General features: G+C 54.7%; 19 protein-coding genes. 11 read left to right on the top strand and 8 right to left on the bottom strand.

Annotated elements, in window-relative coordinates; genetic code table 11:
- Positions 1–80 precede the first annotated feature (80 nt).
- Positions 81–479, bottom strand: a complete 399-nt coding sequence (zapG, locus tag G0034_RS20495) for a Z-ring associated protein ZapG (RefSeq protein WP_010436126.1) — start codon at positions 477–479, stop codon at positions 81–83.
- A 189-nt stretch (positions 480–668) separates the two neighbouring features.
- Here zapG and zapE point away from each other — a divergent pair, with 189 nt between their 5' ends.
- The 9 genes from zapE to G0034_RS20450 all read left to right on the top strand — a co-directional run bounded on the left by zapE (position 669) and on the right by G0034_RS20450 (position 9,352).
- Positions 669–1,793: a cell division protein ZapE gene (zapE, locus tag G0034_RS20490; RefSeq protein ID WP_014885419.1), complete on the top strand. Its 1,125-nt coding sequence runs from the start codon at positions 669–671 to the stop codon at positions 1,791–1,793.
- Positions 1,794–2,124: 331 nt separating this feature from the next.
- The gene (gene rplM, locus G0034_RS20485) at positions 2,125–2,553 is read left to right on the top strand and encodes a 50S ribosomal protein L13 (protein ID WP_003860434.1); all 429 of its coding nucleotides are present in this window, start codon (positions 2,125–2,127) and stop codon (positions 2,551–2,553) included.
- Between the two features lie 15 nt (positions 2,554–2,568).
- On the top strand, positions 2,569–2,961 hold the full coding sequence (rpsI, locus tag G0034_RS20480) for a 30S ribosomal protein S9 (protein ID WP_003860436.1): 393 nt from the start codon (positions 2,569–2,571) through the stop codon (positions 2,959–2,961).
- Positions 2,962–3,269: 308 nt separating this feature from the next.
- Entirely contained in the window at positions 3,270–3,908 is a 639-nt protein-coding gene (sspA, locus tag G0034_RS20475) for a stringent starvation protein SspA (protein WP_014885418.1), read from the top strand.
- 5 nt (positions 3,909–3,913) lie between these two features.
- On the top strand, positions 3,914–4,408 hold the full coding sequence (gene sspB, locus G0034_RS20470) for a ClpXP protease specificity-enhancing factor (protein WP_014885417.1): 495 nt from the start codon (positions 3,914–3,916) through the stop codon (positions 4,406–4,408).
- A 453-nt stretch (positions 4,409–4,861) separates the two neighbouring features.
- Positions 4,862–5,545: a DUF1120 domain-containing protein gene (locus G0034_RS20465; protein WP_032635413.1), complete on the top strand. Its 684-nt coding sequence runs from the start codon at positions 4,862–4,864 to the stop codon at positions 5,543–5,545.
- Positions 5,546–5,665: 120 nt separating this feature from the next.
- Positions 5,666–6,370, top strand: coding sequence for a fimbria/pilus chaperone family protein (locus tag G0034_RS20460; RefSeq protein ID WP_014885415.1), 705 nt, complete (start codon positions 5,666–5,668; stop codon positions 6,368–6,370).
- A 4-nt stretch (positions 6,371–6,374) separates the two neighbouring features.
- Complete coding sequence (locus G0034_RS20455) at positions 6,375–8,795, top strand: fimbrial biogenesis usher protein (RefSeq protein WP_050861530.1); 2,421 nt, start codon at positions 6,375–6,377, stop codon at positions 8,793–8,795.
- Entirely contained in the window at positions 8,792–9,352 is a 561-nt protein-coding gene (locus G0034_RS20450; protein WP_179121238.1) for a DUF1120 domain-containing protein, read from the top strand. The genes G0034_RS20455 and G0034_RS20450 overlap by 4 nt, the downstream gene beginning before the upstream one ends.
- Positions 9,353–9,466: 114 nt before the next feature.
- On the opposite strand, the gene gltD is transcribed toward G0034_RS20450, so the two are convergent.
- Together gltD and gltB are read right to left on the bottom strand one after the other, a co-directional pair.
- Entirely contained in the window at positions 9,467–10,885 is a 1,419-nt protein-coding gene (gltD, locus tag G0034_RS20445) for a glutamate synthase subunit GltD (protein WP_045134760.1), read from the bottom strand.
- A 9-nt stretch (positions 10,886–10,894) separates the two neighbouring features.
- On the bottom strand, positions 10,895–15,355 hold the full coding sequence (gene gltB / locus G0034_RS20440; RefSeq protein WP_014885411.1) for a glutamate synthase large subunit: 4,461 nt from the start codon (positions 15,353–15,355) through the stop codon (positions 10,895–10,897).
- Between the two features lie 686 nt (positions 15,356–16,041).
- On the opposite strand from gltB, the gene mnmL reads away from it, so the two are divergent.
- Positions 16,042–16,983, top strand: coding sequence for a tRNA modification radical SAM protein MnmL/YtqA (gene mnmL / locus G0034_RS20435; RefSeq protein WP_179121351.1), 942 nt, complete (start codon positions 16,042–16,044; stop codon positions 16,981–16,983).
- Here mnmL and G0034_RS20430 read toward each other — a convergent pair.
- Positions 16,963–18,465, bottom strand: a complete 1,503-nt coding sequence (locus G0034_RS20430) for a helicase HerA-like C-terminal domain-containing protein (protein WP_014885409.1) — start codon at positions 18,463–18,465, stop codon at positions 16,963–16,965. The two genes, mnmL and G0034_RS20430, sit on opposite strands and share 21 nt — an antisense overlap.
- A 137-nt stretch (positions 18,466–18,602) precedes the next feature.
- Here G0034_RS20430 and G0034_RS20425 point away from each other — a divergent pair, with 137 nt between their 5' ends.
- Positions 18,603–20,243 carry a dihydroxyacetone kinase subunit DhaK gene (locus G0034_RS20425; RefSeq protein ID WP_179121237.1) on the top strand — a complete coding sequence of 547 codons (1,641 nt, stop codon included), beginning with the start codon at positions 18,603–18,605 and terminating at the stop codon, positions 20,241–20,243.
- A 43-nt stretch (positions 20,244–20,286) separates the two neighbouring features.
- On the opposite strand, the gene ahr is transcribed toward G0034_RS20425, so the two are convergent.
- The 4 genes from ahr to holC all read right to left on the bottom strand — a co-directional run bounded on the left by ahr (position 20,287) and on the right by holC (position 25,315).
- The gene (ahr, locus tag G0034_RS20420; RefSeq protein ID WP_045134765.1) at positions 20,287–21,306 is read right to left on the bottom strand and encodes an NADPH-dependent aldehyde reductase Ahr; all 1,020 of its coding nucleotides are present in this window, start codon (positions 21,304–21,306) and stop codon (positions 20,287–20,289) included.
- An 83-nt stretch (positions 21,307–21,389) separates the two neighbouring features.
- Positions 21,390–21,893, bottom strand: coding sequence for a GNAT family N-acetyltransferase (locus G0034_RS20415; protein WP_014885406.1), 504 nt, complete (start codon positions 21,891–21,893; stop codon positions 21,390–21,392).
- A 123-nt stretch (positions 21,894–22,016) separates the two neighbouring features.
- On the bottom strand, positions 22,017–24,872 hold the full coding sequence (locus G0034_RS20410) for a valine--tRNA ligase (protein ID WP_014885405.1): 2,856 nt from the start codon (positions 24,870–24,872) through the stop codon (positions 22,017–22,019).
- Positions 24,872–25,315 (bottom strand): DNA polymerase III subunit chi, encoded by a 444-nt coding sequence (gene holC, locus G0034_RS20405; RefSeq protein WP_014885404.1) that lies wholly within the window; start codon positions 25,313–25,315, stop codon positions 24,872–24,874. The genes G0034_RS20410 and holC overlap by 1 nt, the downstream gene beginning before the upstream one ends.
- Positions 25,316–25,418 lie beyond the last annotated feature (103 nt).

Here is a 25,418-nt window from a genome sequence, read left to right as displayed (position 1 = left end):
TTTGACTAAATAATAGCTGGGGACGGGAAGAAAGGACGGGCGCAAGGGATGCGCCCGTAAAATATATTCAGGTTGTGCGATTAATCGCGTTTTGCGCCACCGCGTAGCAGACCGGATGCGCCGTCAGAATAGTCACGAGGCATCTGAACCGGAGCCTGATCGTTACCGGCCTCCGAGTCTGCCAGACGGTTGCGGAACGGGTTCGTTTCCGCGGTCATTTCCGGCAGCAGGCTGCTGGAGCTCTTCGCCATATGCTGATACAGCTGACGGTAGTCGGTTGCCATATTGTCCAGCAGCTCAGCGCTACGGGCAAAGTGGCTAACCAGCTCTTCGCGATACTCTTCCAGCTCTGCTTTGTTCTTTTCCAGTTCGTACTGCAGTGACTGCTGCTGACGCAATTTGCGGTTACCGAAACGCATGGCCACAGCACCGATCACGATGCCGACGACTAAACCGATTAGCGCATATTCCCAGGTCATGAACTTCTCCCGTTGTCTTGTTGTTCCGTAGGGTGTTGGCTCGGCTCCTGCCTGTGCCTGATAATGCCACTATAACCGCTATTTCCGCAGAAGTGGAATCCTGACGTATCATCGCGTAGTGTAGAACGGCCTTTTTTTCATCAGTCACGCCTGCTGGTGAGCGTTAATTGAAGGAATAACAATAAGATTATGCAAAACCTGTCCCCTGCGTCACGATATCAACAGGCCCTTAACGAGGGCACGCACCAACCAGATGATGTTCAACGTGAGGCGGTAAACCGCCTGGAGATGATTTATCAGGAACTCACGGCAAAACCCGCTGACGTTGATCAGAGCAGTGGGCTAAAAGCGGCATTTGGACGATTGCTCGGTAAAAAAACGCCACAGACTCAGGCTCCGGTGCGTGGTTTATATATGTGGGGCGGGGTCGGGCGCGGAAAAACCTGGCTGATGGACCTGTTCTATCTCAGCCTGCCTGGCGCACGTAAGCAGCGTCTGCACTTTCACCGTTTTATGCTGCGGGTGCATGAGGAACTGACCGCGCTGCAGGGCAAAAGCGATCCGCTGGAGATTGTGGCCGACAGATTCAAGGCGGAAACAGACGTGCTCTGCTTCGATGAGTTTTTTGTGTCTGACATCACCGACGCCATGCTGCTAGGTGGCCTGATGAAAGCCCTGTTCGCCCGAGGGATCACGCTGGTGGCGACTTCGAATATTCCGCCGGACGAGCTCTATCGCAACGGCCTGCAACGGGCGCGCTTCTTGCCCGCTATTGATGCTATTAAGCAACACTGCGACATCATGAACGTGGATGCCGGGGTAGATTACCGGTTACGCACGCTGACCCAGGCCCATTTGTGGCTTTCACCGCTCAATGCACAGACTACCCGCGAGATGGATAAACTGTGGCTGGCGCTGGCGGGCACAAAACGTGAACATGCACCGACGCTGGAGATAAACCATCGCCCGCTGCCAACGCTCGGCGTCGAAAACCAAACGCTGGCGGTCTCCTTTACGACGCTCTGCGTGGATGCCCGTAGTCAGCACGACTACATTGCGCTTTCGCGTCTCTTCCACACCGTGATGGTACTGGATGTGCCGGTGATGACGAAACTGATGGAAAGTGAAGCGCGACGCTTCATTGCCCTGGTGGACGAGTTTTATGAGCGCCACGTTAAGCTGGTGGTCAGCGCCGAGGTACCTTTATATGAGATCTACCAGGGCGAGCGGCTTAAGTTTGAGTTCCAGCGCTGCCTGTCGCGCCTGCAGGAGATGCAGAGCGAGGAATACCTGAAGCGGGAGCATATGCCATAAATGCCACCCTCTCCCGTGGAGAGGGGCTGGGGGTGAGGTAAATGCTCCTCTCTCCCTGTGGGAGAGGGGCCGGGGGTGAGGGCACCAGACCGCACAATACTTAACCCCCGAAAAACCCATTCCAAATCACATTTAAGGGTCGATCTTTGACCTCAACTTCTCTATAATCTTGCGACCCCACGTTACGAGAAGGTTTTTTTCCCGAAACTTTCTATGTGTCGGCATGTGCTATTCGAAGGGGTAGGTTTGCCGGACTTTGTCGTGTGAACCTCAACTGACTAAACGTTTGGGTGTTCACCAACGTGTAACTTATTATTTGGGTAAGCTTTTAATGAAAACTTTTACAGCTAAACCAGAAACCGTACAGCGCGACTGGTATGTTGTTGACGCGACCGGTAAAACTCTGGGCCGTCTGGCTACTGAACTGGCTCGTCGCCTGCGCGGTAAGCATAAAGCGGAATACACTCCGCACGTTGATACCGGTGATTACATCATCGTTCTGAACGCTGATAAAGTTGCTGTAACCGGCAACAAGCGTACTGACAAAATGTACTACCACCACACCGGCCACATCGGTGGTATCAAAGAAGCGACCTTTGAAGAGATGATTGCTCGCCGTCCTGAGCGTGTGATTGAAATCGCGGTTAAAGGCATGCTGCCAAAAGGCCCGCTGGGTCGTGCTATGTTCCGTAAACTGAAAGTTTACGCAGGCAACGAGCACAACCACGCGGCACAGCAACCGCAAGTTCTTGACATCTAATCGGGATTATAGGCAATGGCTGAAAATCAATACTACGGCACTGGTCGCCGCAAAAGTTCCGCAGCTCGCGTTTTCATCAAACCGGGCAGTGGTAAAATCGTAATCAACCAGCGTTCTCTGGAACAATACTTCGGTCGCGAAACTGCCCGCATGGTAGTTCGCCAGCCGCTGGAACTGGTTGACATGGTAGAAAAACTGGATCTGTACATCACCGTTAAAGGTGGTGGTATCTCCGGTCAGGCAGGTGCGATCCGTCACGGTATCACCCGCGCTCTGATGGAGTACGACGAATCCCTGCGTTCTGAACTGCGTAAAGCTGGCTTCGTTACTCGTGACGCTCGTCAGGTTGAACGTAAGAAAGTGGGTCTGCGTAAAGCACGTCGTCGTCCACAGTTCTCCAAACGTTAATCCATTCTGCTTACGCAGAACGATTGGCGAAAAACCCGCTTCGGCGGGTTTTTTTATGGATAATGCGCAGGTTATCCACAATATCCATGCATATATCTTCTCTTTTTCCTCTTTTCCAGAATCCCCTCACCACAAAGCCATCAAAATCTGGTAAACTATCATCCAATTTTCTGCCCAAATGTCGGTGAATACTCGATTTTTGTTCGATTCCTGAACAATGTGTCTTCTCTGGGATGGGCGATACAACATCTGGCTGGCCCCTGTTGGGCCGGTAGCAGTAAAAATTCTGAATATACCTGGAGGTTTTCATGGCTGTCGCTGCCAACAAACGTTCGGTAATGACGCTGTTTTCTGGTCCTACTGACATTTATAGCCATCAGGTTCGTATCGTGCTGGCCGAGAAAGGTGTCAGTTTTGAGATCGAGCATGTGGAAAAGGATAACCCGCCTCAGGATCTGATCGATCTCAACCCGAGCCAAAGCGTACCGACGCTGGTGGATCGCGAGCTGACCCTGTGGGAATCCCGTATCATTATGGAATACCTGGATGAGCGTTTCCCGCATCCGCCGCTGATGCCTGTTTACCCTGTTGCGCGTGGTGAAAGCCGCCTGTACATGCAGCGTATCGAAAAAGACTGGTACTCGCTGATGAACGTCATCACCAGCGGTTCCGCTTCTGAAGCCGATGCAGCGCGTAAGCAACTGCGTGAAGAGCTGCTCGCCATTGCCCCTGTGTTTGGCCAAAAACCCTTCTTCCTGAGCGATGAGTTCAGCCTGGTGGATTGCTACCTGGCGCCGCTGCTGTGGCGTCTGCCAACCCTGGGCGTAGAGTTCAGCGGTCCTGGCGCGAAAGAGCTGAAGGGCTATATGACCCGCGTATTTGAGCGCGACTCTTTCCTGGCATCTTTAACTGAACCGGAACGTGAAATGCGTCTCGGCCGAGGCTAATGACTGTGGAAATGTCACAACTGACCCCACGCCGTCCGTATCTGCTGCGCGCCTTCTATGAATGGCTGCTGGATAACCAGCTCACGCCGCACCTGGTTGTGGATGTGACGTTGCCGGGCGTGCTGGTTCCAATGGAATATGCACGCGACGGACAAATCGTACTGAACATCGCGCCACGCGCGGTGGGTAACCTCGAACTGGCCAACGACGAAGTGCGCTTTAACGCGCGTTTCGGCGGTGTACCGCGTCAGGTTTCTGTGCCGCTGGCTGCGGTGCTGGCGATTTATGCGCGTGAAAACGGTGCAGGTACCATGTTTGAGCCGGAAGCGGCGTATGACGAAGACGCAATTCACGTCAATGACGATGAAGAAGCTGGCGCTGAAGGTGAAACGGTCATGTCGGTGATCGACGGCGATAAGCCCGACCATCACGACGACGACGATCCTGATGACACACCGCCGCCGCGCGGTGGTCGTCCAGCATTACGCGTAGTGAAATAAATCCGCTTGCGGCCTGTTTATTAAAAGCCAGTGATTTCACTGGCTTTTTTTTATTCTTATTTCAAATAATCGTGACGATAGGTATAAACAAGCATTGTTTATACCTCTTGATTCTTCATCACTTGGTTAATAATTAAATGTATTTATAATTCCTGTGAATTATTGTGATTTAAGCCAATATCAAAACAGTGATAAAAGTAAAGGTAAATTTTGGGTAATATTATTTTTTTGATGTTAATCTCCTTTTTAAACGAGTAATTCCTTAATAAATTAAGGAAATAATCATTTTTTTGATATTCTTAATATCAAAATTAATTTTGCTAAATTGCATGTATTTATAAAAATAATATTATGGGCGCATGCTGACAAGCATGACTACAATCAGTAATCGGTAAAGGCATTTACCATTACGTGATTTAATATTGCAATTTCTCGTATGTTAAGGATTAACAAGTGAAAAAAGTATTACTCGCTACCGCCCTTTCTCTGTGTGTAACATCAGCATTTGCTGCTAACCCTACCGCTGTTCTGAAGGTTAAGGGTACGCTGACAAATGCAGCATGTACGCCAACATTAAGTAATGGTGGTACCGTTGACTACGGTACAATTAATCTGGGCACTTTGAGTGCTACAGCGGTTAACCAGCTGGGTCAGAAAAATATCGACCTGACCATTAATTGCACCGCGGCAACGAAAGTCTCCTGGAACATGGTTGACGATCGCAAAGATTCAAACGCGAAACTCGAAGTTGAGAATGGCATGTTTGGTGGGGATTCTCAGACTTCTGAAAGCCAGCTTTATGGTGTCGGTAAAACTGCAGGTGCAACACCAGTAAGCATCGGTTCTTATTCACTGTTTGTTAAAACTGACAGCGTAGTGGCTGATGGCGCTACTGTTGATCCAATTTACCAGCAGGGCTCTGCAGGTGTATGGACTAAGAGCATCAACGGTTCTACTCAGGGCGACAACTATCGTGATTTCACCGTTGCGACTGTTGGCTCTTTGGCACCTCTGGCGTTCGAAACTGCAACCTTCCCACTGGTAACCTCCCTGGCGATCCAGGATACCACCACGCTGGCGATCACTGATGACACCCAGCTTGACGGTCAGGTAACAATCAGTCTGCGTTATCTGTAAGACTTTTTAATCGAGTAAATGTTATTTAATTACCGGAGAGTAAATGCGCTGCATTTACTCTCTTTTTAACGGCGCGATAAACATGGACTGTTCTGTTGTTGCTTTCAAGGAGATATTATTATGCAAGGTTTAAAATCCACTTTAATTAATACACTTATTACTGCCACATTATTGTCTGCCAGTGTTGCTGTACATGCAGAAGGCATGGTGCCTGAAACCAGTCTGTTAATCATTGATGAAGCGACGCACAGTGGAACGATAAACGTCAAGAATACCGACTCGCACCCTTCACTTTTATATACGAATGTTGTTGATCTGCCGGATGATACCGGTCTTAAGCTTATTGCGACGCAGCCAGTGGTACGTCTTGAGCCAGGTCAGACGCAGCAGTTGCGCTTTATTCTTCAGAATAAACAACCGTTGGACGTTGAGCATTATAAACGCGTCACGTTTGACGGTATTCCACCTAAAAACGATGATAAAAAAATCAAGATCGGTATAAACATTCGCCAGGATATCCCCGTGCTTATTCGTCCGGCATCTCTGGGAGTGGTTACTGATGCCTGGAAGTTCCTTAAGTGGTCTTCAAACGGCGCGTCTGTCACCGTGAAAAACCCTAGCAAATATGTGGTCCGTCTTGGGCAGAACGTAATGCTGCTGCCTTCAGGTGTGAGTGCCACTCTGTCCAAAACCTACATTCTTCCTGGCGAAACGCTAACGGCTGATATGAAAAAGAAAGTCAGCGGTGACAGCAGCGTTAAGTTTTTCCCGGCCAGCCGCTATGGCGTTGAGGTACCGAGCTTTACGTCGGAATTAAATAAATAGGGATATGACGGTGATTAAACAAAGCCGCCTTGCATTTTGTGTCCGCGCCATTCTTTGCGGCACATTACCTCTGGTATTACTTGATTCGACATCCGTCCTGGCGAGGGAAGTCACCTTCGATACGGGGATTATGCAAACGCTGGGGTTGAATACAGATCTCAACCATTACTTCGCTGAAGCACCGCGATTTTTACCCGGAACTCACTCCGTTTCGGTGAAGGTCAATGGGAAAGAGCGAGGAATGGCTGCAGTTCGTTTCAACAAAGATGGCGTGCTTTGCTTTGACAACGATCTCATGGAGTTTGCCGGGCTGATGCCTGTGCCAATAAAGTCTGATGAGGCGTGTCACGATATTCGTGATAACTATCCTAAAGCCATCATCAACGCTTTGCCTAACCAGGAAGCCGTTGAACTCTATCTGCCAGCTGAAGCGGTGAACAGTCTGTCAGCAGATATCAAAAACTTTCAGCATGGCGGAACGGCGGCGCTGCTGAACTATTCATTGTTCAGTACCCATAACGACTATGGTGACAACGACACTAGCCGCTACTCTCAGGCCAGCCTGGAAGCCGGATTCAACACGATGGACTGGGCGCTGCGCAGCCGTTATATCCTGACGGATGACAACGGTAGCCGAAATGCTGAAAGCATTTACACCTATGCAGAACATGTATTTGCCGCGCAGAAGATGACGATGCAGGTGGGTGAAATCAACGCCATGTCTAACGTGTTGAGCGGCGTGCCGATTACCGGCGTGCAGTTTATGCCGACCAGCGGCCTGGCGAAAACAAGCTCTGGCGTGAGTGTTTCCGGTATCGCCCAGTCTTCCCAGGCACGTGTAGAAGTCCGCCAGAACGGGCAGTTGGTCTTCAGTACCCTTGTGCCTGCTGGCCCCTTCACGCTGGATGACGTGCCCGTGGTTCGCAACAATGTGGATCTGGACGTCTCGGTGGTAGAGTCCGATGGTGCGACTAACCGGTTTATTGTCCCGGCGTCTCAGGTAAGGGCGCGCAACCTTTCACGCCCACAGGGGCTGACCCTTTCTGTAGGTCAGGTGCGCAGCATCGAAAGCGAATATAGCGATCCGCTGGTAATGAACATTTCTGACGGCTGGCGCATCTCACCGTGGATGAATCTCCTGGCTTCTGGTGCAGCTGCGGAAAAATACCAGGCAGCAGGCGGCAGAACAGAGTTCCTGATAAACGATGACTGGACTCTTTCAACGGGCGCAGCAGTCAGCAGTGCGAGCTTTGGTGACAGCAGCAGCGGAGTAAAAACCGATCTGCAAAGTGATTATATCCTGAACGAGTATGTCGGTCTTTCAGGCAGTGCGACGCATTACAGCGGCGAGTACCGCGAAATGGCTGACGCAATGGATGACGATTATCAGGGATATGACAATACCTATTCCGGCAACGTTCGTTTCTCCTCCCCTCTGGCGGGTGTGTTTAGCGCAGGGTTCAACTACAACCAGACCAATGGTGGTAGGGATGACTCACGTTATCTCCTGCTGTCCTGGGGCAAGACCTTTTCGTACGCGTCAGTGTCCATGAACTGGCAAAGTGCGGTCGGTAATGTCGATGACGATCAGGACAATGAGATGTTCTACGTCAACGTGAGCATCCCGCTCGGTGGCAGTCAGTCGATCAGCTCCTATATGCGTAAACAGGGTGATAGCACCACCTATGGCGTGTCTAACAGCGGCTCGCTGGGAGACAATACGCACTATTACATCTCAGCCGATCGCGATCAGGATACCAAAGACAACAGCTTCAATGGCAACATCAACACTAACCTCCACTATACGCAGCTAAGCGTGGGGGGCGGAACCAGTGGTGATAATCAGCGGAACTACAGTGCGACATTGTCGGGTGGCGTGGCCATGCATAAAGAGGGCGTGACTTTCTCGCCGTATTCGATTCAGGATACCTTCGCGATTGCCAGACTGAGCGAGAAGAAGAGCGGCGTTGAAATTTCCACTCCGCAAGGCACCGTCTGGACCGATCCATGGGGCCAGGCCGTGGTGCCTTCTCTCAACGAATGGCATAACTCCCGCATAGAAATTGATGCTAACAAGCTGCCGCAGAGTATGACGCTGGCTAACGGCACGAAATATATCGCCGCAGGCCATGCTTCGGTCAGCGAGATTGATTTCAAAGTACTCAACAGCCGCCGCGTCATGCTGAGCGTAAAGCAGGCTAACGGTCAGCCCCTGAATAAAGGGATCTCGATTGTTGATGAGAAAGGTAACTATATCGTGACCACGGTTGATGATGGCCACGTCTTTATTAACGATGCCGATCAGCTGAGCGCCCTCTACGCGCTAGACGGTAACAATAACCGACTGTGTAAGATTGATTACACTCTGGCTGATAAGCGTGACGAAAATGCCTTCTACGAAGAAGTGAACGGAGTCTGCCGATGAACAGTCGACACTTATCGGGCTTAGTAGCCTTGCTGATGCTCGGTATAACAGGGGTAAACCATGCTGAAGACTGCCAGATCAGCCTCTCACAGCCGGTGGTGGATTATCACGAGATGCGTCGGGATACGATCGAAACGACGCAACAGGACTGGCACAAAATGGCCGATCGTGACATCACGGTCAACGTTTTCTGTCCTCAGACTCAGCAGATGGCGGTGTTACTGCGCGGTACAGCTGGAGATAAGGGGCGGTTTCTTTTTGGGCAGTCCGGTGGTGTCGCGGTCAAAATTGACAACATGACCGTTGATGGCAAAAGTTACAGTGTGGGTAAAACAGTTGATCAGCTAAATTTTACGCCTGAAAACGGTACGCCGACACCTCTCTACCTGCGTAATAACGAGGCGGTGATTGCGCTTGAGAATAACCAGGTTCCTTCCGGCCAGCAGATGAGTTTCAACGTAACGCTCTCGCCGGTTCTCAACGATAGCGCGTTCAGCCATCTGACAGATCAAACTACGCTGGAAAGTGATTTGTCCTGGAGTTTATTGACGAAGTAACCCTTCTCTTCGTGGCACTCCTTAAAAGCGGAGCTGCATGCGGGGTAGGGTGATAATCAATGGCTGTAAACCGCATAAAAAAAGCCGGAGGGTAAATACCGTCCGGCTTTTTTCTTACACTTCCAGGTAGTTCATAATCCCGTCGGCCGCTTTACGCCCTTCGGCAATGGCTGTCACCACCAGGTCAGAACCGCGAACGATATCGCCACCCGCGAAGATTTTTGGGTTGCTGGTCTGGAAAGCGTTATCGCTGCCTTCAGGGGCGATAATACGACCCTGAGAGTCAAGCTCAACGCTGTGCTTCGCCAGCCACTCCATGCTGTGAGGACGGAAACCGAACGCCATCACCACGGCATCAGCCGGGATCACATGCTCAGAGCCTGCGACAATCTCTGCACGACGACGGCCTTTCGCATCCGGCGCACCCATCTCCGTGCGCGCCATCTTCACGCCGCTCACTTTGCCGTTAGCATTCACTTCAATACCCAGAGGCTGGATGTTGAACTGGAATTCCACGCCCTCTTCACGCGCGTTTTTCACTTCGCGTTTAGAGCCCGGCATGTTCTCTTCGTCACGGCGGTAGGCGCAGATGACGTGCGCCGCATTCTGACGAATAGAGGTACGCACGCAGTCCATCGCGGTATCACCGCCGCCCAGCACCACCACGCGTTTGCCTTCCATGCTGACGAACGGTTCGTCGGCGGTTTCGCCGTAGCCCATAATCTGCTTAGTATTGGCAATCAGGAACGGCAGGGCATCAAACACGCCCGGCGCATCTTCGTTCTCCAGACCGCCGCGCATGGACTGATAGGTGCCCACGCCGAGGAACACCGCGTCGTAATCCTTCAGCAGATCGTCGAGCTGCACGTCGCGGCCCACTTCCACATTCAGTTTGAACTCAATGCCCATGCCGGTGAAGATTTCACGGCGACGGGTCATGACCTCTTTTTCCAGCTTGAAGGCCGGAATACCAAAGGTCAGCAGACCACCGATTTCCGGATGACGGTCAAAGACCACCGCCTTCACGCCGTTGCGGGTCAGCACGTCCGCACAGGCCAGGCCCGCCGGGCCAGCACCGATGATCGCCACGCGCTTATCGGTTTGCTTCACGCCGGTCATATCCGGACGCCAGCCCATCTCGAACGCTTTATCATTGATGTAGCGCTCAATGTTACCGATGGTCACCGCACCAAACTCGTCGTTCAGGGTACAGGAGCCTTCACACAGGCGGTCCTGAGGACACACACGGCCGCACACTTCCGGCAGGGTGTTGGTCTGGTGAGAGAGTTCGGCGGCTTCAAAAATACGCCCTTCGTTGGCCAGCTTCAGCCAGTTCGGGATGTAGTTATGGACCGGGCATTTCCATTCGCAATAAGGGTTACCGCAGGACAGGCAGCGGTCTGCCTGCGCTTTGGCCTGGCCTTCTGAAAACGGCTCGTAAATCTCAACAAATTCAATTTTACGGATCTTCAGCGGTTTCTTTGGCGGATCAACACGCTGCAGGTCGATAAACTGGTATACGTTCTGGCTCATCTGAATTCCTTACTGCGCCTGCACGCGCAGCTCTGCTGCGCTACGACTACGGTGACCCAACAGGGCTTTAACATCGCTGGACTTCGGTTTAACCAGCGCAAATTTCGCTGAGAACGCCGGCCAGTTCGCCAGGATCTCTTCGCCGCGCGAAGAACCGGTATGCTGCACGTGTTCGGTAATCAAACCGCGCAGGTGTTCTTCATGGATAGCCAGCGTATCAACGTCCAGCACTTCCACCAGTTCCGGGTTCACGCGTTTGCGGAACTCACCGTCTTCATCCAGGACGTAGGCAAAACCGCCCGTCATGCCTGCGCCAAAGTTCACGCCGGTTTTACCCAGAACGCAAACAATCCCGCCCGTCATGTATTCACAACCGTTATCGCCAATGCCTTCCACCACGGTGATGGCACCGGAGTTACGCACCGCAAAACGCTCACCCGCACGGCCCGCGGCGAACAGACGACCGCCGGTCGCGCCGTACAGACAGGTGTTACCGATGATGCTCGCTTCGTGGCTGCGGAAGGCAGAGCCGACCGGAGGGCGCACTGCCAGCAGACCACCCGCCATGCCTTTACCGACGTAGTCGTTGGCGTCACCGGTCAGGTACAGCTCAACGCCGCCTGCGTTCCACACCCCGAAGCTCTGACCCGCAGTGCCGCTGAAGTGCGCGGTAATCGGATCCGCTGCCAGCCCCTGGTCACCGTGCGTTTGCGCGATATAACCGGAGAGCGACGCGCCCACAGAACGGTCGGTGTTGCGGATATCAAACCAGAACGTCTTGCTCTGCTTCTCGTCCACATACGGTTTCGCCTGCTGCAACAGCTGCGCATTCAACACGCCATTGTCAAACGGTGGGTTGTTCTCGGTGCAGTACACCGCTTTGCCTGGGTGTGGCTGCGCGGTTTCCAGCAGCTTGCTGAGCTCCAGCTTCTGCTGCTTCGCCGTGAAGCCTTCCAGCTCTTTCAGCAGGTCGGTACGGCCAATCAGATCCACCAGACGCTTCACGCCCAGCTGCGCCATCAGCTCGCGGGTTTCCCGGGCGATGAAGTCAAAGTAGTTGGTCACTTTGAACGGCAGCCCGTGATAGTGGTTCTTACGCAGCTTCTCATCCTGGGTCGCCACACCGGTTGCGCAGTTGTTCAGGTGGCAAATACGCAGGTATTTACAGCCGAGCGCCACCATTGGGCCTGTACCGAAGCCGAAGCTTTCCGCACCGAGGATCGCGGCTTTGATGATGTCGAGGCCAGTTTTCAGGCCGCCGTCCACCTGAAGACGGATCTTATGACGCAGACCGTTCGCCACCAGCGCCTGCTGGGTTTCCACCAGGCCCAGCTCCCACGGACAGCCTGCGTATTTCACGGAGGAGAGCGGGCTTGCACCGGTACCGCCGTCGTAGCCGGCGATGGTAATGAGATCCGCATAAGCTTTCGCCACGCCGGTGGCGATGGTGCCCACGCCCGGTTCGGAAACCAGCTTCACGGAGATCATCGCTTTCGGGTTGACCTGTTTCAGGTCGAAAATCAGCTGCGCTAAGTCCTCGATAGAGTAGATATCGTGGTGCGGTGGCGGGGAGATCAGCGTCACGCCCGGCACCGAGTAGCGTAGTTTGGCGATGTACGGGGTAACTTTATCCCCCGGCAGCTGACCGCCTTCGCCCGGTTTCGCACCCTGAGCGACTTTAATCTGAATCACGTCGGCGTTGACCAGGTACGCAGGCGTCACGCCAAAACGACCGGATGCCACCTGCTTGATACGGGACACTTTATTGGTGCCGTAACGCGCCGGATCTTCACCGCCTTCACCGGAGTTGGAGTTACCGCCGATGCTGTTCATGGCTTCGGCCAGCGCCTCGTGGGCTTCCGGGCTCAGTGCGCCGATGGACATTGCTGCGGTGTCGAAGCGTTTGAACAGCTCGGAAGCAGGCTCAACGTCGTCAATGCTGACCGCTTCATCACCCGGATTCAGGGCAATGAGATCGCGCAGCGTCGCCGCCGGACGGTTGTTCACCAGCTCAGCATACTGCTGATAATCGCTGTATTCACCACTCTGCACCGCCTGCTGCAGCGTGCGCACAACGTCCGGGTTATAGGCGTGGTATTCACCACCGTGAACGTATTTCAGCAGACCGCCTTGATCCAGCGGCTTACGTGCCAGCCAGGCACGTTTGGACAGGTTCACCAGATCCTGCTGGAAGTCAGCAAAACCGGCTCCACCGATACGGCTAACCACGCCCTGGAAGCAGAGATTTGCCACGTCATCATGCAGGCCGACCGCTTCAAAGAGCTTCGAACAGCGATAAGAGGCAATGGTCGAGATGCCCATTTTGGACATGATCTTGTACAGGCCTTTGTTGATGCCGTTACGGTAGTTCAGCATCACAGTACGGTAATCTTTGTCGATCGCGCGGGTATCCACCAGACGGGCCAGCGTTTCGTAGGCCAGGTACGGGTAGATCGCCGTCGCGCCAAAGCCTAACAGCACGGCAAAGTGGTGCGGGTCGCGGGCGCTGGCGGTTTCAACAATGATGTTGGCATCGCAGCGCAGGCTCTTATCCACCAGACGCGTCTGGATAGCACCCACCGCCATTGGCGCAGGCACCGGCAGACGGTTTTTCGCGATATTGCGGTCAGACAGCACCAGCAGAACGGTACCGTTACGCACCATCTGTTCGGCTTTGTCACACAGCGCATTCACCGTCTCTTCGAGGCTCGCGTCGTTCACGTCAAACGTAATGTCGAGCGTGTCGGCGCGGTAGTGCTCCTCGGTCATGGTGGTGAGCTGTTTGAAGTCGGAGTACAGCAGGATCGGCGATTTAAAGGTCAGACGGTGCGCCTGGCCTTCGGCTTCGCAGAAGACGTTCATCTCGCGACCGATGCTGGTGGCCAGCGACATCACGTGGGCTTCACGCAGCGGATCGATTGGCGGGTTAGTAACCTGCGCGAACTGCTGGCGGAAGTAGTCATAAATGATGCGTGGCTGGCTGGAGAGCACGGCAAATGGGGTATCGTCACCCATGGAGCCGACTGCTTCCTGGCCGTTTTCACCGAGCACACGGATAACCGAGTCCAGCTCTTCCGCGCTGTAGTTAAACTGTTTCTGGAAACTTGCGAGCGTATCGTCGTCCAGCTCGCGGCTGCCCACTTCTTCGTCCGACAAATCTTCAAACGGCACCAGACGACGCACGTTCTTCTCCATCCACTCTTTGTATGGATGACGGCTCTTCAGATCGTGATCGGTTTCGGCAGAGTGCAGGATGCGCCCACCGCGGGTGTCAATAACCATCAGCTCGCCCGGACCGACGCGGCCTTTCTCGACCACTTCATCAGGCTGGTAATCCCAGATACCGACTTCAGAGGCACAGGTGATGAGCTTGTCTTTTGTGATGACGTATCGCGCCGGACGCAGACCGTTACGGTCCAGGTTGCAGGCGGCAAAACGACCGTCGGACATAACGATGCCCGCCGGGCCGTCCCACGGCTCCATGTGCATGGAGTTAAAGTCGAAGAAGGCGCGCAGCTCAGGGTCCATATCCGGGTTGTTCTGCCATGCCGGTGGCACCAGCAGACGCATGGCGCGCACGATGTCCATCCCGCCCGCCAGCAGCAGCTCCAGCATGTTGTCCATGGAGCTTGAGTCCGAGCCAGTTTCATTCACGAACGGCGCAGCGTCGTGCAGGTCAGGGATCAGTGGCGTCTGGAACTTATAAGTACGGGCGCGAGCCCACTGGCGGTTACCGGTGATGGTGTTGATCTCGCCGTTGTGCGCCAGATAGCGGAACGGCTGCGCCAGCGGCCAGCGTGGAACAGTGTTGGTGGAGAAGCGCTGGTGGAACAGGCAAATGGCCGATTCCAGACGCAGGTCCGCCAGGTCCAGGTAGAAGCGCGGCAGGTCAGCCGGCATACACAGACCTTTATAGATGTTGACCAGGTTGGAGAGGCTACAGACGTAGAACTCTTTATCGTCCTGGAGGCGTTTTTCAATGCGGCGACGGGCGATAAACAGGCGGCGTTCCATATCGCGTGGACGCCAGCCCGCAGGCGCGTTAACAAAAATCTGCTCAATACGAGGCAGTGAGGAGAGGGCGATTTCACCGAGCACCCCTTCGTTGGTTGGCACATCGCGCCAGCCGACAATCGACAGGGTTTCACGCTGAAGTTCTTCTTCGACGATGCGGCGTGAAGCGGCAGCCTTTTCAGGATCCTGGTTCAGGAACAGCATACCGACAGCGTAGTTTTTGGCTAAACGCCAGCCGCGCTCTTCCGCAACGATACGGAAGAAACGATCCGGTTTTTGCAGCAGCAGGCCACAACCGTCGCCGGTTTTACCATCAGCAAGGATGGCGCCACGGTGCTGCATACGGGCCAGTGCGTGAATAGCGGTACGCACTACCTTGTGGCTAGGTTCGCCTTCTATGTGGGCGATCAGGCCGAAACCACAGTTATCCTTCTCAAGGGATTTATCGTACAACATATCAGTGAACCTCCCCAGGCTCGTCGGGCTTCTCTCTGAACTTTACCGTGGCGCACAGGCGCAGAAAGAGCATGGCGACGGGGTTTGCGCTTCATACGCGTACCTCGCATTCGCCCTCTTTTCATCCTTTCGCGCAGGTAAACAAGTTTGAGGACTTGCTTCAGAGGGAATCTCAATTACTGCATAAATATGATGAGCAGGCCGCTCATCCAGAAAGCTTCCAGCGGATTTCCAACTTATCGGGAATTGGTACACAGGTCAAATGGCAATCTTATTTATCCAAAAATGTGCTAAAGAGTGCCTATGTATTTGTAAGTAAAAGGTATTTAACTATTTTTACATTGATTAAAAGCCCTTGTAGACCGCAACGGAGTGTGATCTGTCTCACTATATGTAAGCGGTATTATCAACGTAGCGTGCTGAATAGTGGTTTTAACGCAGAGCAATAATCTGGCATGGGTTCTAAACCCGCATAAAGTCACTGTTTTTCAGTGCTGGCGCTATAAATGAAAAAAACAATCAGAACATAAGGAAAAGTAATCACAGGTGGTGTGAATGAAACTGCAGTAATCCTGAGTATTTATTCATATAGGTAAAGGCCGTCCAGGGCGATTGATCCAGGTCATCGCCGACAGAGGCTAAAAATGGCAGGCTTGTCCCCTTTCTTTGGGACGGTCTATCAGATTATGCAGTTACAGAAATTAGTCAATATGTTTGGTGGGGATCTTTTGCAGCGCTACGGGCAAAAGGTTCACAAGCTGACGCTGCACGGCGGTTTTAGCTGTCCGAATCGCGATGGCACCATCGGGCGCGGTGGCTGCACTTTCTGTAACGTGGCCTCCTTTGCTGACGAAGCTCAGCAGCATAAATCTATTGCAGAGCAGCTCGCACATCAGGCCAGCCGGGTTAACCGCGCAAAGCAGTATCTGGCCTATTTCCAGGCGTACACCAGTACCTGGGCGGAAGTGCAGGTGCTGCGGTCCATGTATCAGCAGGCAGTCACGCAGGCGAACATTGTGGGGTTGTGCGTCGGTACGCGTCCGGACTGTGTGCCGGAGGCGGTGCTGGACTTGCTCAGCGAGTATAAGGAGCAAGGCTACGAGATCTGGCTGGAACTGGGCTTGCAGACCGCACATGACAAAACCCTGCACCGCATTAACCGTGGCCATGATTTCGCCTGTTACCAGCGCACCACACGCCTCGCGCGCGCGCGTGGGTTGAAGGTCTGTTCACACCTGATTGTCGGTCTCCCTGGCGAAGGGCAGCAGCACGGCCTGGAGACGCTGGAAAAGGTCGTTGAAACCGGCGTGGACGGTATCAAGCTGCATCCGCTGCACATCGTTACGGGAAGCATTATGGCGAAAGCCTGGCAAGCGGAGCGGTTAAGCGGTATTGAGCTTGAGGACTATACGGTGACCGCGGGGGAGATGATTCGCCACACGCCGCCGGAGATTGTTTACCATCGCATCTCGGCCAGCGCCCGCCGTCCAACGCTTCTGGCACCGCTCTGGTGTGAGAACCGCTGGACGGGAATGGTGGAAATTGACCGCTATCTGCAGGAAAACGGCGTACAGGGTTCGGCGCTGGGGCGCCCGTGGGTTCCCCGTCTACCGGCGACGGCCGCCTAACAAACTCCCCAGCATGCCGCGTACAATCTGATTGGTGACCTGCCGCGCCGCGCTTTTCGCCATGGTTTGCACCACGCCGTCGCGTTTGCCGCCGCGCGGACCGGTGCTGCCAAACAGAATGTCTTTGAGTCCACCGAGAATGCCGTCGTCTACGGCGACGGACTGCCCTTTTGCGGCAGGGGCATCCTGGGACTCCGTTGTTGCCTGCACGCCTTTTTGCAGCATCTCAAACGCGGACTCGCGATCCACCTCGTCTTCGTACTTACCGTAAACCGGAGAATGGTTAATCAGGCCGTTACGTTCATCATCAGTGACGGGCCCCATACGCGAGCAGGGCGCAATCACCATCGCACGTTCCACGATGGATGGGCTGCCCTTCGCATCAAGGAACGATATCAGCGCTTCACCGGTGCCCAGCGCCTGAATGGCGGCTTCGGTATCAAAGGCTGGATTCGCACGCATGGTTTGCGCGGCGGCTTTCACCGCTTTCTGATCCTTTGGCGTGAAGGCGCGCAGGGCATGCTGGACGCGGTTGCCGAGCTGTCCGAGCACGTTATCGGGGATATCCGACGGGTTTTGCGAGACAAACCACACGCCGACGCCTTTGGAGCGGATGAGGCGGATGACCTGTTCAATCTTATCCAGCAAGACCTGTGGGGCGTCGTTGAACAGCAGGTGCGCTTCGTCAAAGAAGAACACCAGCTTCGGTTTTTCCAGGTCACCCGCTTCGGGCAGCTGCTCATAAAGCTCGGAGAGCATCCACAGCAGGCTGGCGGCGTAGAGTTTCGGCATCTGGTAGAGCTTCTCTGAGCTCAGAATGTTGATGATGCCTTTGCCGCTGCTGTCGGTGCGCATCCAGTCTTTGATATCCAGCATCGGTTCACCAAAGAAGTGTTCGGCACCCTGTTGTTCCAGAGTCAGTAACCCGCGTTGAATCGCGCCGACAGAAGCGCTGCTGATATTGCCGTACTGGTTCTGGAAAGATTTAGCGTTATCCCCGATGTACTGGGTAATGGCCCGCAGATCTTTGAAATCGAGCAGCAGCAGTCCCTGGTCATCGGCGATGCGGAAGATAATATTCAGTACCCCGGACTGGACATCGTTAAGGTTAAGCAGACGGGCGAGCAGCAGCGGGCCGAGGTCGGAGACGGTGGCGCGGACCGGGTGGCCTTTCTCACCGAAGATATCCCATACCACCACCGGGTTGCCATGCGGCGTCCAGTCCGTGATGCCAATATTCTTCAGCCGCTCGAGCAATTTTTCAGAGGCGGTACCCTCCTGAGCCACACCGGTTAAATCGCCTTTCACGTCAGCCATAAAGACCGGCACGCCAATCTCTGAAAGCGACTCCGCCAGCTTCTGCAGGGTGACGGTTTTCCCCGTCCCGGTCGCGCCGGTGATCAGGCCGTGGCGGTTCGCCATCGCGGGCAGCAGATACAGCTCTTTTTCCAGCGTCCGGGCAATTAACAATGGTGTACTCATAATGCGCTTCCTCTCTTAGTCCTGGGTGGAGTATAGGCAACCTGACGGCAAAATGGCTGAGTAAATTGCTGACTTTGCGGCGCATTATCCAGCGCGGACTATGCTTTTGCATACGGTTAACAAAATAGTGGGAAACTATGTCCAGATTCTTCTTTAACGATCGCAAACAGCTGGTCAACGATGCCATTGAAGGCATACTGCTTTCTGCGCCACACGCGAATCTCGTCAAACTCGATATTGATCCTGCCATCAGGATTGTCGCGCGCGGTGACTGGGACAAAAGCCGCGTGGCGGTGATCTCCGGCGGCGGCTCTGGCCACGAGCCCGCGCATGCCGGGTTTGTCGGCAAAGGCATGCTGACGGCTGCCGTCTGCGGCGATCTGTTTGCCTCGCCGAGCGTGGATGCGGTGCTGAATGCCATTGTCGCGGTCACGGGCGATCGCGGCTGCCTGCTGATTGTCAAAAATTACACCGGCGATCGGCTGAACTTCGGTCTGGCGGCCGAGAAGGCCAAACGTTACGGGCTGAAGGTCGAAATGGTGATTGTGGCGGACGATATCGCGCTGCCCGACAACAAACAGCCGCGCGGTATTGCCGGTACGGCGCTGGTGCATAAGATTGCGGGCTATGCGGCGGAGCAGGGGAAATCGTTGAGTGAAGTGCGGGATATTGCGCAACAGGCCTGCGATAACCTCTGGAGTCTGGGCGTGGCGATGCAAACCTGCAACCTGCCGGGCAGTGACGATGAAGAGGGACGCATTAAGCAGGGTCATGTCGAGCTGGGGCTGGGGATCCACGGTGAGCCGGGCGCTTCCGTTGTCGACACACAAAACAGCAAAGCGATTATCGACACGCTGGTGACCCCTCTGAAAGCGCAGGCGGGTGAAGGGCGCTTTGCGGTGCTGATTAACAATCTTGGTGGCGTATCGGCGCTGGAAATGGCGTTACTGACCAAAGAGCTGGCGCACTCGGCGCTGAAAGAGAGTATTGCTTATCTTATTGGCCCGGCCCCGCTGGTAAGCGCTCTGGATATGAAGGGTTTTTCGCTGACGCTGCTGAAGCTCAACGATCTGTTCGAAAAAGCGCTTCATGAAGAGGTGGAAACGCTGGGCTGGCAGAAACCCGTGGCGTTTGCGCCACTGCGTACCGTCGCACATAGTGCCATCCATGATCGCGTGGAATACACTCCGTCGGAAAACCCACAGGTCGAAAAGTCTGTCTCCTCGGTAGCCAGGACGCTGATCCATCTGGAAAATCGTCTGAACGCGCTGGATGCCAAAGTGGGCGACGGCGATACCGGCTCCACCTTTGCGCAAGGCGCGCGGGATATTGCGCAGCGTCTGGAGGAGCATGCGCTTCCGCTTGATGATGTCTCTAAGCTTCTGCTGCTGGTAGGGGAGCGGCTGGCAACGGTGATGGGCGGATCGAGTGGCGTACTGATGTCGATCTTCTTCACGGCAGCGGGGCAAAAGCTGCATGACGGAAAATCGCTTCCGGATGCGCTGCTGAGCGGGCTGGCGCAAATGAAGCAGTATGGCGGCGCGGATCTCGGCGATCGCACCCTGATCGATGCGCTCCAACCGGCGCTGGAGGCGTTGCAGAAAAATGATCTTCAGGCAGCGGCGCAGGCAGCGCAGCAGGGGGCAGAAGCAACGGCAAAAATGGAGAAAGCAGGAGCAGGGCGCTCGTCGTATGTGAACAAAGAAAACCTGGATGGCGTGATGGATCCGGGGGCGGTTGCGGTGGCAGAAGTATTTAACGTATTGGCACAGCGGTAAAAGTAGGCCGGGTAAGGCGAAGCCGCCACCCGGCAAACTCACATCAAAAATCCGCTTTCAACACCACGCGATACCGGGCTTTCCCGTCGCGTACGTGCTGGATAGCTTCGTTAATTTTCGACATCGGATAAAGCTCGGTGGTGGGCGCCACTTTGGTGCGTCCGGCGAACTTCATCAGCTTGCGCAACTCGTACGGCGTACCGGTTGCGGAACCGGATACGCTGCGATCCCCGCCGATCAGGGTAAACGCCGGAACCGGCAGAGGCTTCATCACCGCACCCACGGTGTGGAAGTTACCGCCGTGGGCCAGTGCTTCAAAGTATGGCTGCCAGTTGAGATCGACGTTGACGGTGTTGATGATCAGATCAAACTGACCCGCCAGCGCCTTCAGCGCTTCAGGATCGCGGCTGTTCACCACTTTATCCGCACCCATCGCCAGCACTTCCTGTTCTTTTGCCGGGTTCGAGCTGAACGCCGTCACTTCACAGCCCATTGCGTGCAGCAGTTTGATGGCAATATGTCCCAGGCCGCCAATACCAATGACGCCTACGCGGCTGGTCGCAGTGACGTGGTGCATCAGCAGTGGTTTAAAGACGGTGATACCGCCACAGAGCAGCGGACCGGCGGATTCAATATCAATGCTCTCCGGCAGGGGGATAACCCATTGCCAGTCGGCACGCAGTTTATCGGCAAATCCGCCTTTGTTCAGAATGGTTGGCACCGCGCCTTCAAGGCAGTTGATCTGGTTGCCGCTGATACAAGCATCACAATGACCGCAGCTGCGTGCCGTCCAGCCAATACCTACGCGCTGGCCGACCTTCAGCCCTTTGTCCTGGGCGGCGCTACCGAGCGCCGCGACGCGACCAATGACTTCATGCCCGGCAATCAGTGGATAGCTCGAGAAGCCCCATTCGTTGTCGATCATCGAGAGATCCGAGTGACAGATCCCGCAGTAATCAACCTGCACTTCGACGTCTTCTGCTTTTAGTTCGCCCGCATCGTATTCGTACAGCTCAAGTTCTGCACCCGCCTGCGGTGCGGCGTAGCTTTTTATCTTCGACATCGTGTTTCCCCCGTTGTGGTGTGAACTGAGAGTGTAGAGCATTCAGTTTACGGCCGCTTAACAGAAGGGGGCAGGAACAAAATTTACAGATTTTTCAGCATTCTCACTTCGCAGTCGACGTGGCCCGTACAGCCCAGCGGCGCATCGATATGCTCAAAGCCAAGATGTTCATACAGGCCGATGGCCTCTTTGAGGAAGGCGGTTGTTTCGAGGTAACAGCGCGTGAAACCCTGAGTACGAGCATGATCAAGGGCGAGCTGCGCAAGTTTTTTTGCCAGCCCTTGTCCGCGAGCGGACGGCAGGAAATACATTTTCTGTAGCTCACAGATGTCCGGCTCGCTGCAGCTCAGCGGCGCAACGCCGCCACCGCCCACGACCTGGCCGTCCTGCTCTATGACCCAATAGGCGTGGCCCGGTTGGCTGTAGAGCTGAAAAAGCTCGTCAAGATTGGGGTCAGCAACGGTATAGCCTTTATCCGCTGTCAGCCCATACTCCGCAGAAACGGTGCGGATAACGGTGGCAATAGCCGGATTGTCCTGCTCAGTGATCCGACGCATCGTCGTCGCGACGGGGGTAATCACGCTCATAGTATTACTCATGACAAAAATTGACACACAACTGCTGTTAATAGCACCGCAGAAAAGGGAGTGCAAGCGAGGAGTTTTCAGGAAGGGTACCCCTTACGCCCTGAAGCGTAAGGGGTAAAAGCATTACAGGGCAGCAATAACCGCCTGCTGCTCAATCAGCTTGGTCTTCGCATCCGCGAAGGCAACCAGACGTTCACGCTCTTTGGCAATGACCGCCTCCGGCGCACGGGCGACAAAGCCTTCGTTCGCCAGTTTGCTTTCGATTTTGCCAATTTCTACATCGACTTTCGCCACTTCTTTCGCCAGACGCGCCAGCTCAGCATCTTTGTCGATCAGACCTGCCATCGGGATCAGCAGCTCGGCGCCGTCGATGATTTTGGTCACGGAAACCGGACCTTTGTCATCTGCAGGCAGCACGGTGATGCTTTCCAGACGCGCCATCGTTTTCAGGAAGGTGCTGTTCTCGTTCACGCGACGCACGGCAGCCTCGCTGCAGCCGCGCAGCAGCAGTTCCAGCGGCTTGCTCGGGGCGATGTTCATTTCTGCACGAACGTTACGCACGGCAACAATCGCCTGCTTCAGCCATTCGGTATCGGCAGCAGCGGCTTCATCAACGCGCGCAGCATCGAATTCCGGGAACGGCTGCAGCATGATGGTATCGGCATTGATACCTGCAATCACTTTCACGCGCTGCCAGATGGTTTCGGTAATGAATGGAATGACCGGATGCGCCAGGCGCAGCAGACCTTCCAGAACGGTAATCAGCGTGTTGCGCGTGCCGCGCAGCTCCGCTTCAGAACCGCCGTTCATCACCGGCTTCGCCAGCTCCAGGTACCAGTCGCAGAACTGGTTCCAGGTGAATTCATACAGAATGCCCGCTGCGATATCGAAGCGGTAGCTGTCCAGCGCCTCACGGAACGCTTTCACGGTCTGGTTGAATTCCGCCAGGATCCAGCGGTCCGCCAGGGAAAGGGTCATCTCGCCGCCGTTGAAGCCGCAATCCTGATCTTCGGTGTTCATCAGCACGAAGCGGCTGGCATTCCACAGCTTGTTACAGAAGTTACGGTAACCTTCCAGACGCTTCATGTCCCAGTTGATGTCGCGGCCGGTCGAGGCCAGCGCCGCCAGGGTGAAGCGCAGGGCGTCGGTACCGTGAGACTCAATCCCGTTCGGGAACTGCTTCTCGGTGCGCTTGCGGATTTTCTCTGCCAGCTGCGGCTGCATCATGTTGCCGGTACGTTTTTCCAGCAGATCTTCCAGCGAAATACCGTCAACCATATCCAGTGGGTCGATAACGTTACCCTTGGATTTGGACATCTTCTGGCCTTCATCGTCACGGATCAGACCGGTCATGTAGACGGTATGGAACGGAACCTGAGGCTTGCCGTCTTCGTCTTTGATGAAGTGCATGGTCATCATGATCATGCGCGCAATCCAGAAGAAGATGATGTCGAAACCGGACACCATCACGCTGGTTGGGTGGAACTGACGCAGCGCGTCGGTGTTCTCAGGCCAGCCAAGGGTGGAGAAGGTCCACAGCGCGGAAGAGAACCAGGTATCCAGTACGTCTTCGTCCTGACGCAGCGCAACGTCAGCGCTCAGGTTGTTTTCCTGACGCACTTCGTCTTCGCTGCGGCCAACGTAGACGTTGCCTTCGTTGTCATACCACGCAGGGATGCGGTGACCCCACCACAGCTGACGGGAGATACACCAGTCCTGAATATCACGCATCCAGGAGAAGTACATGTTTTCGTACTGCTTCGGCACAAACTGGATGCTGCCGTTTTCAACCGCTTCCACCGCCGGTTTCGCCAGCACATCGGCACGGACGTACCACTGGTCGGTCAGCATTGGCTCGATAACTACGCCACCACGATCGCCGTACGGCACGGTCAGGTCGTGAGGTTTAATCTCTTCCAGCAGGCCGAGTGCGTCAACGGCAGCCACAATCGCTTTACGCGCGGCAAAACGTTCCAGTTTCTGGAATTCAGCCGGGATCTCGCTGGAGTAAACGTCAGATTCGTTGCCTTTGGTGTCGTACACTTCTGCGCTTTCACGGATATCACCGTCGAAGGTCAGAATGTTGATCATTGGCAGGGCGTGACGACGACCCACTTCATAGTCGTTGAAGTCGTGCGCCGGAGTGATTTTCACGCAGCCAGTGCCTTTTTCCATGTCGGCGTGTTCGTCGCCCACGATCGGAATACGGCGATTTACCAGCGGCAGCACCACAAATTTGCCGATCAGATCTTTATAACGCGGATCTTCCGGGTTAACGGCCACGCCGGTATCGCCCAGCAGGGTTTCCGGACGGGTGGTGGCAACGACCAGATAATCTTTACCGTCTGCGGTTTTTGCGCCGTCGGCCAGCGGATAGCGGATGTGCCACATGGAGCCTTTCGACTCGCGGTTTTCCACTTCCAGGTCAGAGATGGCAGTACGCAGTTTCGGATCCCAGTTCACCAGGCGCTTGCCACGGTAAATCAGGTCTTCTTTGTACAGACGGACGAAAACTTCTTTCACGGCATTGGACAGGCCTTCATCCATGGTGAAGCGCTCGCGCTCCCAGTCCACGGAGTTGCCGAGGCGGCGCATCTGACGGGTAATGGTGCCGCCGGATTCCGCTTTCCACTGCCAGATTTTGTCGATGAAGGCGTCGCGACCGTAGTCGTGGCGGGTTTTTCCTTCTTCAGCGGCAATTTTACGCTCAACCACCATCTGGGTCGCGATACCCGCGTGGTCAGTCCCCGCCTGCCACAGGGTGTTTTTACCCTGCATGCGCTGGTAGCGGATCATGGTGTCCATGATGGTCTGCTGGAAAGCATGTCCCATATGCAAACTGCCGGTGACGTTCGGCGGCGGGATCATGATGCAGAAGGACTCTTTGCTTTCGTCGCCGTTAGGCTTGAAATAGCCCTGCTGTTCCCAGTGCTCGTAAAGCGGCTGTTCGATATCGCGTGGGTTATATGTCTTTTCCATTATTTCCAGGTTGCCGTATTCAGGTTAAAACCAGCCAGGCGGTACGCTTTATAGCGTTCGCGCGCCAGTTGTTTCAAAGATTCTTCGTAAGGGACAAAGTCTACCACTTCTGTGAAAGCGGTGGCAAAATCTGCAAAGTCTGCCCGCAGGCTAATGAGAATATCGCGCGCGCTGCTGTTGCGCTTTTGTGGCCAGGCGATCTCGACCGGGGCGCCACCGCGCGGACCTTCGCCCGACAGGTTATGCGGGACAAAACTCTCCGGTGGGCGGGCCCACAGGGCTTCATCAAGGCGAATCGCCTGCTGTTCATCTTCACAGGCAATCAGAACGCGTTTACCTGCGCGCCAACGTTCTGCGGCAATGTCACACACCAGCTGTTCGACGGCGCTGAGGCCATCCTGATGGGTGTCGTTGTCCAGAAGGTAGAACGTTGCATTCTTCATATATGGGGCTTCTTGTCGTGGATTTAAATGCAAAGCCGGGTGGCGCTACGCTTACCCGGCCTACGGTTGAGCGACGTTGTCGGCCGGGTAAGGCGAAGCCGCT

It is taken from the genome of Enterobacter sp. T2 (assembly GCF_010692925.1).
Classification (GTDB): domain Bacteria; phylum Pseudomonadota; class Gammaproteobacteria; order Enterobacterales; family Enterobacteriaceae; genus Enterobacter; species Enterobacter kobei.
This window is presented reverse-complemented; position numbering and strand designations above follow the sequence as displayed.

What these genes read in the sequence shown, in the direction of transcription:
- gltD (WP_045134760.1), bottom strand. Translation starts at nt 10,885, where the DNA reads ATGAGCCAGAACGTATACCAGTTTATCGACCTGCAGCGTGTTGATCCG.
- G0034_RS20425 (WP_179121237.1), top strand. Translation starts at nt 18,603, where the DNA reads ATGTCCAGATTCTTCTTTAACGATCGCAAACAGCTGGTCAACGATGCC.
- gltB (WP_014885411.1), bottom strand. Translation starts at nt 15,355, where the DNA reads ATGTTGTACGATAAATCCCTTGAGAAGGATAACTGTGGTTTCGGCCTG.
- holC (WP_014885404.1), bottom strand. Translation starts at nt 25,315, where the DNA reads ATGAAGAATGCAACGTTCTACCTTCTGGACAACGACACCCATCAGGAT.
- G0034_RS20430 (WP_014885409.1), bottom strand. Translation starts at nt 18,465, where the DNA reads ATGAGTACACCATTGTTAATTGCCCGGACGCTGGAAAAAGAGCTGTAT.
- G0034_RS20415 (WP_014885406.1), bottom strand. Translation starts at nt 21,893, where the DNA reads ATGAGCGTGATTACCCCCGTCGCGACGACGATGCGTCGGATCACTGAG.
- zapG (WP_010436126.1), bottom strand. Translation starts at nt 479, where the DNA reads ATGACCTGGGAATATGCGCTAATCGGTTTAGTCGTCGGCATCGTGATC.
- rplM (WP_003860434.1), top strand. Translation starts at nt 2,125, where the DNA reads ATGAAAACTTTTACAGCTAAACCAGAAACCGTACAGCGCGACTGGTAT.
- rpsI (WP_003860436.1), top strand. Translation starts at nt 2,569, where the DNA reads ATGGCTGAAAATCAATACTACGGCACTGGTCGCCGCAAAAGTTCCGCA.
- G0034_RS20450 (WP_179121238.1), top strand. Translation starts at nt 8,792, where the DNA reads ATGAACAGTCGACACTTATCGGGCTTAGTAGCCTTGCTGATGCTCGGT.
- sspA (WP_014885418.1), top strand. Translation starts at nt 3,270, where the DNA reads ATGGCTGTCGCTGCCAACAAACGTTCGGTAATGACGCTGTTTTCTGGT.
- mnmL (WP_179121351.1), top strand. Translation starts at nt 16,042, where the DNA reads ATGCAGTTACAGAAATTAGTCAATATGTTTGGTGGGGATCTTTTGCAG.
- zapE (WP_014885419.1), top strand. Translation starts at nt 669, where the DNA reads ATGCAAAACCTGTCCCCTGCGTCACGATATCAACAGGCCCTTAACGAG.
- G0034_RS20455 (WP_050861530.1), top strand. Translation starts at nt 6,375, where the DNA reads ATGACGGTGATTAAACAAAGCCGCCTTGCATTTTGTGTCCGCGCCATT.
- G0034_RS20460 (WP_014885415.1), top strand. Translation starts at nt 5,666, where the DNA reads ATGCAAGGTTTAAAATCCACTTTAATTAATACACTTATTACTGCCACA.
- ahr (WP_045134765.1), bottom strand. Translation starts at nt 21,306, where the DNA reads ATGTCGAAGATAAAAAGCTACGCCGCACCGCAGGCGGGTGCAGAACTT.
- G0034_RS20410 (WP_014885405.1), bottom strand. Translation starts at nt 24,872, where the DNA reads ATGGAAAAGACATATAACCCACGCGATATCGAACAGCCGCTTTACGAG.